The sequence below is a fragment of the Acidaminococcus sp. AM05-11 genome (genome assembly GCF_003472805.1).
In the GTDB taxonomy this organism is placed as follows: domain Bacteria; phylum Bacillota; class Negativicutes; order Acidaminococcales; family Acidaminococcaceae; genus Acidaminococcus; species Acidaminococcus hominis.
The window spans coordinates 1-9,371 of sequence record NZ_QRMX01000043.1 but is presented as its reverse complement, the minus strand read 5'-3'; the positions used below and the strand labels follow the sequence as shown (position 1 = coordinate 9,371).

Below are 9,371 nucleotides of genomic sequence, written 5' to 3'. Positions count from 1 at the left end.
GATATTTCTCTCTGTCCCAGTCTTGGAGCCGGCGGGAATGTAAAGAAATATACGTTGGGTGATCCGGAGCATTTCTTTGGCTCCTCTGCCAGACTGATGCGGACAAGAAAAATCCTGGATGAAGTGAGAGAGAAAGGGGAAAAAGCCCTGATCTTTGTGGAAAGCCGGAAAATTCAGCTGCTGCTCCGGACTTTTCTGGAACAAATCTACAAAATCCAGATGCAGCCTCCCATTAACGGGACCACACAGGCTGTGGCCCGGCAGAAAATGGTGGATCAGTTCAATCGGGCACCAGGGTTCCAGGTGCTGCTGCTGTCTCCGGAGGCTGCCGGTGTGGGGCTGAACATCATCGGAGCCAATCATGTGATCCATCTCAGCCGCTGCTGGAACCCGGCCAAAGAAGACCAGGCCACGGACCGGGCTTACCGGATCGGACAGAAAAAAGCGGTGACCGTCTATCTCCCCATGGCTGTGGATACGGATTTCCCGGAAGATGCATCCTTTGATCTGAACCTGGATGCTCTGCTCCAGTACAAACGGGATTTGAGCCGAAGTGCCCTGTATCCTACAGAAGCCAGTGAAGAAAATGCTGTAGCCATGCTGAAACGGATTGAAGAGGCGGCAGGGTGAAAAGCGGCGGCCGGGAAGGGCGGGCCTTTGGCTCGCCCCTACAACCTTGGGGTCGGATATTGGATACAACGGTCCCGGAAACGGAATGTTCGATAACCTCATTTCTGTGATTTTCCGTTAGACCAATTGACTCCAATATGGTAGGGGCTATCCTCAAGGGAGCCTGTCCCGACCGCCCAGGGGCCTTACGTTCAAAAGCAGATAGGCTGCATCTGGTATCCAGAACGACTCATGATGAACGACTAATGATGAACCATTCTCCAATCTCTCAATTAGTCTTATATTTTACCCATAAATTTTGGTATGATGAATAAAGAGAAAATCCATGATTGATATGGGATACGCAATCATGGACACAGCAGGGGAAACTTATGGGGAGGAAGAAAAATGGTAAAAAGGATTATTGCATTCTGTCTGTTATTACTGCTGAGTTGCACAGTGGTGCAGGCTGAGCCGGAATCCCGCTGGAAATGGTATTATTCTTCTGAACGGGTGGGCATGTACTTTGATACCCAGACTCTTCACTATGACGCTTCTAAACGAGCTGCCGATGTATGGACCAAGAATTTGAATGTGAATGGGGAAAAAATCAGGGAAGTCCACAAGTTTTTATTTTTGGAAGAGGGAGACGTTGCCAATGTCCAATATGTAGACTACAGGAATGGATACCCTTCCGTTCACAATGTAACAAAACTCTATGTCCAACAGGTAGCACCGGATTCTCCCAATGAAGCACTTGCCAATGGCATTGCCAACTACTTGAACGTGAAGCCTATGTACCCGGGTGGAGAGAACCGGTGGAAATGGATTGGTGCCACGGATACATACAGCTTGTATCTGGCAACTGACTGTGGAAAATATTATCCTGAAAAAGACTGGTATGCAGTATGGATTAAGAAAGTGTATCTGAACGGACATGCTTATAAGGGACGTTATTATTGCCGTTTTTCCAAAAATCAGATTGCCACACGATATGGGCGGCCCAGAAATCCAATTCCGGAAAGTGATGATGAGAAAATCTATAATGCAGCCAAAGACCTCCAGGCAATGGGGAAATCTATATAAGGAAAATTCGTAGAAGGTCTTAAACTAAGGGATACAGGCTGCCTATTTGTCAGAATATGTTCTGCTGGGAGCTTTGGGAATCCCCGATCATACAGTCAAACTGTTTATGAAGAATCTTCTGGGTTGCCGGATTCTTTTTACCACTGCAATCTGGAATGAATGGGCCAATCGGAATCTGGTGGTATACCATGGTCCATCTTCCGTATCAGATGCGGCATTTTGCATTAAGATTACGGCTTATAACAAAGGGTTCCCGAATTCCCGATGAATCTGCCGCGGTAGAAGTTTCTGAATGAAATACCCTCCCAGGCCACGGACGGGCGGGCCTGCGGCCCGCCCCTACAGCGTTGGGGTCGGAGAGTGGATAACACGGCCCCAGAAGCGGATTCTACGACGATCCCGTTTTTCTGATTTTTCGTTGGCCCTTTAAGCCCAAAGTTGCAGGGGCTTGCCGGGGTGACTCCGTCCCGGCCTCTCAGGGGGACAAGACAAGAAGTCAGAAACGTCCCTGCCGGGCCTTGAGATGTGAGACGTCAGCTTTGCACGATTCAGATGTTCGGCCAATCTGCTTGTTATCGGTCAAGCTGACGTTTGACTTCTGGTAAGACCGCAAGGGCCGGTCTGACTTCTTTTAATGGAAAAAGGCCGCCGGATTTTCCGGCGGCCTTCCTGTTTTACAGCAATCCATGCAACTTTCCCAGTTTCTGGATCTGGTCCGGAGAGTAGTGGGTGATCCGGGAAATGGTCTCCATGGGGATTTTTTCCTTGAGCATGGCAAGAATATTGGATTCCTTTTCTTCCTGACGGCCTTCTTGACGGCCTTCCAAACGGCCTTCCAAACGGCCTTCCTGTTTTCCTTCCAGGCGCCCTTTCTCAAGACCTTTCACCAGGCCTTGTTCCATTCCCTTTTCCAGGTTCTTTCTTGCGATGGCGTGTCCGATACCGCACATGGTTTCCGCCTCCTTTTTCATTTCTACGGTCATGGGAATGTTGTATTCCCGTTCCAGGATATCTTTCTTCACATCCGGGTCCATTTCTGTGGACAGAAGGACGCTGAGCAGGTGGATAATATCCTCCTGCCTGCTGTCCGGCTGTCCCAGGCAGATCATCATCATGGACACCATATCATAATTCATTTTATCATATTTGGCGTTGCCCACCAAATTTTCTTCCATCATGTGGAACGATGTCAGGGTGTTCTGTTTGGACTTTGGAGGGTCCAGACAGATCCAGAGGGAATAGACCTTTTGGAGTTTCTGGTAGTCAGAATTCTGGAAGACGATCCCTTTCTGCCGGGAAAGGAGCCGCCCACAGTAGTAGAAGGCCCGCTTCAACAGGGAATAGCCGGGGTTCCAGTCGTTCTGACTTTCCACGTTGATGAAAATCTGCCGGGACTCTCTGCCGTTGGGAGTCCGTGCCGAAAGGAGAATGTCGAAATTCACATTTCCTTCCGTGATGCTTTTGTCCGCCGTGTTTTCGCCGCGGATGCGTCCCGGGTCCAGGACATCCTGATCCACAGGGACAGAGCAGATTTCCGGCGTGCTTTCCAGACAGGGAAGCAGTTCCGGGATGGAACAGCGGCTGTATTCCGGGACGCATCCCTGGAGTACATGGGCCAGGATGACTTTGTTGGCCAAAAGCCGGCAGCAGGCAGCATCCAGCGCCTGTTCTTCCTGCCACGTGCCCAGATCCTGGGCAACAGTGGTAGAGGTTTTCATGGAATCACCATCTTTCTGTAGGATTTGGTAAGGGTCACTGTATAGCCCCTTCGACATCCAACAGAAAGTTCCTTCCTGAGTGGAAAAATCGGGGTATTAACGGCAAGAATCTGCAGGGAATGAATTTTGGCGTGGGAAAAAGACAGGCCCACGTCGGGCGTCTTACGTCTCATGCCGATGGAAACCATCTGCCGGGGGCAGATGGTCATGAGCTGACAGTCACTAGTCTCTAGCGGAAGGAGGGAACCCGCCGGGCGGATTCCTGGGAACGTATAAAAACCTGAGGCCGGGACGGGCGTGCCTGCGGCGCGCCCCTACAACCTTGGGGTCGGATGTTGGATACAACGGTCACAGGAACGGATTTTTGACAACCCCGTTTCTCTGGTTTTCTGTTGCATCTCTGATCCCAACGTGGTAGGGGCTGCCCGCAGGGGAGCCCGTCCCTGGCCGCCCGGCAGGGCTCTTGTAAGACGTCAGATGGGGCCCCAAGGGCCAGTCTGACGTCTTTTTTGTCCGCCTTTTTGGACAGGGGGTGGGGTATAATAAAATTAACGAAAAAGAGGCCCTGATTCTGTGATACAATAAAAATATCACAAACAAGCACGCCAAATTATCCTAAAGGAGATTCACAACGATGAGCACTGACGAAAAAAGCCTGGAACAGGTTCTGTGGGATTCTGCCAACGTGATGCGCCAGACCATGGGGGCAGCAGCCTATATGAACTATGCCCTGGGCCTTATTTTTTATAAACATTTGTCCGATAAGACTCTGGAAGCAGCAGCGAATGTGCTGGTGGATGCCGGTGAAGTGGACCCGGAACAGGTGGCCACGGAAGAACAGCGCCAGGCTGTTTATAAGCAATATTACGATGATGAAGACGCCCATGAGGATCTCTTGAGTTCCATGGACATGGATTATGAAATCAAGCCGGATTTCACCTTTGCCGCCCAGATGGACGCCATCCGGAAGCAGACCTTCCAGCTGGAAAACCTGAACCAGGCTTTCCGGGACATTGAACAGTCCAATCCGGACCTGTTGGGCCATCTGTTCGACGATGTGGACCTGTATTCCACCAAGCTGGGGTCCACTCCCCAGAAGCGGAACGACATGATCGCTCAGGTGATGACGGCCCTGGCTCCCTTGAACCTGGACAGCCACAGCGGGGATGTGCTGGGGGATGCTTATGAATATCTGATCGGCACCTTTGCCTCCGATATGGGCCAGAAGGCAGGAGAATTCTATACCCCTCAATCGGTTTCCCAGCTGCTGACCCACATTGTGACCTGGGGCCAGGAAGCCAAAAAGGGCTTCAGCGCCTACGAAATGAAAATCCCCGTATTGATAAAAGAACTTTCCGCACCCCAAACCTTGGAAATCGCTTGATATGTGGGCTTTTGAAGCACCTTGCTTCGAGGGTCCATTTTTTATTTTTCGGAGAAAATCATTTTCAAATTTTCGAGAACCCATTTTCTGAAATTCAAAATGCACAACGTTTGAACGGTAGGTTAAAGGGGTGTCGTTCTATAGTTTGGTAATCGTTCAAGGTTTAATTGCAAGTTATTTTCATTTGATTGACGACTTATTGGTGTCAAGTTTTATAGTATGTCTGTGCAATAGTAGTCAAAAGATTGTATAATTAATGCAAGAAAACAATGCGGAGACATATTAAATTTTTCAAGTGAGGTATCATAATGAAGAGACTATGCTTCGGTACTTTGATGAATATCCTGTATCAGGCTCGTAACCCCAAAGTTACGAATGCTTCATTGTGTAATGCCATTTTTTCTGCTTACCTAAAAGACGTTCAAAATTATGACGGCTCTGTTCCAGGACACTTAAAAAGTGGAAGAATAAACGTTCCTCCTGATATTATGGAATCTGCTCGTATAACATCTTCTGAATTTGCGGCTAATAAAATTAAAATAAAGCTAATACCTCTTATAAACGCAGATAAGCAAAAGCTTGTTGTTTTAGCCATTAAGGATGTTTTGCGCAATGACAAAAATATAGCAGATACTTCAATTATTGGATACGAAAAAGGATATGAAAAAGAAAATATCCTAAATAATACTACATTTAATTTTGGGGATTTATTAGCTTCTGTATTTTATTATGCGATTGTTCAGATTTCTAATAAATCATGTGCAGAAGAAATAAAAGAGATTTCTAAAGACTTTGTTGATGGATTTAGAACTTCAACAGAAGAAATATATTTTTCATCAGAGGAGGTTGACAAAAGTATTCCATTAAGAAGTACATTAAATGATACAAGTTTTAAAAATGTTTTTGAGAAAATTTGTTCACAAAAAATAGATGAGCTATCAAATCCATCTACGGTCCAGATTTATGGGCCTGATATTACGAATTTCAGATTAAGATTTGATCGATTAAAAAATTATCTGATTGATAATATTTCAGGTTATGTTTTGTCACGTGAAGATTTAAATCGCTTGAAACAAACTAATATAGGAGCTATTGGGTCGAGAGCAATAGTTAAATTTATAAGTGCTTATACTCAGTCTTCAAACACTACATTAGCGGAGTTACTACTATATGTATTCTTGGAGCAGGAATTGGGCGCTCCTAAAATTATGACCAAAATAGAACTGGGAAATGGTATACAGGCAAGTAAAAGTGATGGTGTACATCTCTTAGTTACACATGGACTTAGAGAACCATTTCGGCAACTTGTATTTGGAGCATCGACAATTATAGGCGACTTGAATTCTGCCGTTGATCATGCTTTTGCTAAAATTATAGATATCGAAAAAAATCATACAAATGAAGTGCAGATGGTATCTAATACTATATACCGTAATATCTTTGATAAAGATACCAGTCATTATATTGCTGATTTATTTCTTCCTAGTAAGACAAAACTCCCTGTTCCCGAGATGGCTTTTGGAATATTTTTAGGGTATACAATTTCAGTTGATACGGATGGCATAGATAATAATTCAAGTTATCGAGCCGCCATAAAAGAAAAGATGAGACAAGATATTCAAAAGCTGCAGGCATATATAAAACAGAAAATAAGAGATGAAAAATTGGGAGGCTATAACTTTTATGTATATGTAATTCCCTTCAATGACGCTGATGTAGAGCGAACCAAAATCATTGACGATATGATTCAAGGGAGATAAGCAAAATGCAAATACCACGAAATCAAACTTTGGCAGAAGTGTTATATAGGAATTTAAATAACAATGAATATTTGAATGAAATCTATGACAGTTTACTTTTAAACTATTCTTATACATTGTTTAAAATGACTGAGTTCAAGAAAGATGTAAATGTAGGTGATGCTTTGCGTTTTGCGGATATTTTATCGAAATCCCCTTTACCCGAAAAACGTGATGAGCATAGATTGTTAGGACAGGAAATTGCGATTCTCTTAAGTGTTTTATATCCAGAGGATAGAATCGTAAAATATTATTTAGGTTCAATTTTATCCAATATCGGAAATTATCGCGGGTTAAAATCATCTTCTGTTGGAGAATTCCAAAGTGCAGATATTCTGGATAATCTTTATTTTGCTTACGATAAATCTCAGTTAGCTATTCCAGGCAAGGAAAATGATTATTTTTTCCATGACCAAAAAGAAATTTATGATAACCTCTCACAGCAGTACTTTAGCTACTCTGGCCCTACGTCAATGGGAAAATCGTTTGTAGTGCAAACCTTTATAAAAGAACAAATTGAAAGAGGTGAGAAGAAAAATTATGCTATCGTTGTTCCCACGAAAGCATTGATTAATGAAGTACGGAGCAATATCATTGGTAGTTTGCAGGAAAAATTAAAAGAAAAAAATTATCGAGTTGTAACAGCATCTGGAGATTTGGTTTTGACTCAAGATCATCATTTTGTGTTTGTTATGACTCCAGAACGCTTGTTATATATGTTAGTCGGAATGCCACATATAAAAATTGATTTTCTATTCATTGACGAAGCACACAAAATTTCAGAACGTGGACGGCGCAGTACCTATTACTATAAAGTTATTTACCAAATTGAAAAGTCCAGTCAAAAATCGACAATAATTTTTGCATCACCAAACATTCCAAACCCAGAGATTTATTTCAAATTAATTCCTGGCTTTAGTGCGAAAAAAATTCATAAATTGGCATCAAAATATACCCCCGTGTGTCAATTTCGATATTATTTGGATATCTGTAAAGGCAAAATTGATGTATATAATGCATATAAGAAAAAACTTCAAAAACTGGGGCAGATATCTACAAATACCGATCTTCTTAAAATCGTAACTTTAGTGGGAGCCGATAAACAAAATGTAATATATTGCAGCTCGAAAATTAAGGTAATGGATTTTGCTGTTAAATATGCATCTAGCCTCAAGAAACTGGATAATGCTAACCTTATTGAGTTAGCAGAAAATGTAAGAAAAGAAGTCCATACTGATTGCTACCTTGCAGATTTAATTGAACGGGGTGTTGCTTACCACGTTGGTTATCTTCCGGCTAATATTAGGTTAAGAATTGAACGTAGTTTTGAAAATGGCGATTTACGTACAATTTTTTGTACAAATACTTTGATTGAAGGTGTAAATCTTCCTGCTGATAATCTTTTTATTACAAGCTATAAAAAAGGTAATTCCAATATGAATGAAGTTGAATTCAAAAACCTTGTAGGACGTGTCGGGAGGATTAAATATAATCTGTATGGCAATGTATTCCTTATTCGGATGGATGATAAATACAAAGAAAAGAGATATGTTGATCTATTGAAAAACGAGGTGCCGGAACAAATCCTTTCAATTGACAATGAAAGAAATACTAAACATTTTCAAAATGTAATTAAAGATTTGGCTTGTGGCGATACAGAATTGAAATCTATACAAAAGGACGCAAAAGAGAAAGATTATGAAGCTCTAAGAAATTTTTCCATGATCCTAACAAGAGATATAGCAAATAATGAAGATTCACCGGTAAAAAGAGCTTTTTCAGCATATTTATCTCCAATGATTATTCAGCAGATAAGGGAACACTTTCCTGCGGAGAAAACCAGTGACGATATTACGCTTTCCTATGATCAGTATGATAATTTGCATCAGTTAATTTTAGCTGGCGCCAGTTATCCCAAGTTACATGGTGAAAATAATGATGTTGACTTTGATGAATTGGTCAAGTTCCTGAATACGCTCAGTGTTGTTTTTAAATGGAAAACTTATGAAAGAAAGACTCTTGGTAAGTCTGATTCTGTAATCAAGTGGTATGCTGTAATTCTAATGCAATGGATTAGAGGCAGAGGACTGAGTCAAATCATTTATAATGCAATACGCTATAAGGAAAAAAATCCTTATACGGGCGTATGGATTGAAAGTCAGAAAATCGATAGTTACTATGATAGAAATTCAAAAGCCCATAAAAATTATGTTATCGCTGAAATCTTAAGTGTTATCGATGATATTCTTCTTTTCAGGATTGCCAACTATTTTAGAAGATTTTCACTGGAATATAAAGAGGTTCATCATGTTAAAAGCTTTGAGAACGATTGGTATGAGTATGTTGAGTATGGAACCACCAATCCATTGACCATATACCTACAGCAATATGGATTTTCTAGAGAAGCATCTGAATACATAGAGCGGTCAACGAATAGAAAAAAATATCTTCTTAAAGAGGGAGATAACGTACGTATAAAAAAAGCCATATTGAAATGTGGGAATATTGGCGTTGAAACCGAATCACAAGACATCCAATTCAATGTCCCCGAATTATTTGTGGAATAATTTATTTCCCTAAGACCTTCTTGACGAGAGAAGGTCTTTTTTTTTGCGTCCATAAAACTTCCATATTTTATCCATATTGCGTCCATATTTTTGGGAAGGGAAAAAAGAGATAATGGAATTGTAAAAAGAAGGCCAGTAGTTGTAGGAACAAAGGTCTGCATAAATCGGTGTAAGTTTACCGTCTGCACGGACTTTTTTTACCACCTTC

The 9,371-nt window shown here is 42.2% G+C and carries 7 protein-coding genes; 5 read left to right on the top strand and 2 right to left on the bottom strand.

Annotated elements, in window-relative coordinates; translation table 11 throughout:
* On the top strand, positions 1 to 630 hold a 630-nt coding region (locus tag DW089_RS10765; RefSeq protein WP_147351168.1), incomplete at its 5' end, for a C-terminal helicase domain-containing protein.
* A 387-nt stretch (positions 631 to 1,017) separates the two neighbouring features.
* Positions 1,018 to 1,695 (top strand): hypothetical protein, encoded by a 678-nt coding sequence (locus DW089_RS11390; RefSeq protein WP_158572370.1) that lies wholly within the window; start codon positions 1,018 to 1,020, stop codon positions 1,693 to 1,695.
* 674 nt (positions 1,696 to 2,369) lie between these two features.
* Here DW089_RS11390 and DW089_RS10760 read toward each other — a convergent pair.
* Positions 2,370 to 3,413 carry a hypothetical protein gene (locus DW089_RS10760; RefSeq protein ID WP_118287268.1) on the bottom strand — a complete coding sequence of 348 codons (1,044 nt, stop codon included), beginning with the start codon at positions 3,411 to 3,413 and terminating at the stop codon, positions 2,370 to 2,372.
* Between the two features lie 634 nt (positions 3,414 to 4,047).
* On the opposite strand from DW089_RS10760, the gene DW089_RS10755 reads away from it, so the two are divergent.
* The 3 genes from DW089_RS10755 to DW089_RS10745 all read left to right on the top strand — a co-directional run bounded on the left by DW089_RS10755 (position 4,048) and on the right by DW089_RS10745 (position 9,163).
* Positions 4,048 to 4,797, top strand: a complete 750-nt coding sequence (locus DW089_RS10755) for a type I restriction-modification system subunit M N-terminal domain-containing protein (protein WP_118287267.1) — start codon at positions 4,048 to 4,050, stop codon at positions 4,795 to 4,797.
* Positions 4,798 to 5,132: 335 nt separating this feature from the next.
* On the top strand, positions 5,133 to 6,557 hold the full coding sequence (locus tag DW089_RS10750) for a DUF1837 domain-containing protein (RefSeq protein ID WP_158572369.1): 1,425 nt from the start codon (positions 5,133 to 5,135) through the stop codon (positions 6,555 to 6,557).
* A 5-nt stretch (positions 6,558 to 6,562) separates the two neighbouring features.
* Complete coding sequence (locus DW089_RS10745; RefSeq protein ID WP_118287265.1) at positions 6,563 to 9,163, top strand: DEAD/DEAH box helicase; 2,601 nt, start codon at positions 6,563 to 6,565, stop codon at positions 9,161 to 9,163.
* A gap of 9 nt (positions 9,164 to 9,172) precedes the next feature.
* Here DW089_RS10745 and DW089_RS11670 read toward each other — a convergent pair.
* Positions 9,173 to 9,371: hypothetical protein (locus DW089_RS11670; protein ID WP_233547602.1), on the bottom strand; the 199-nt coding region annotated here is incomplete at its 5' end.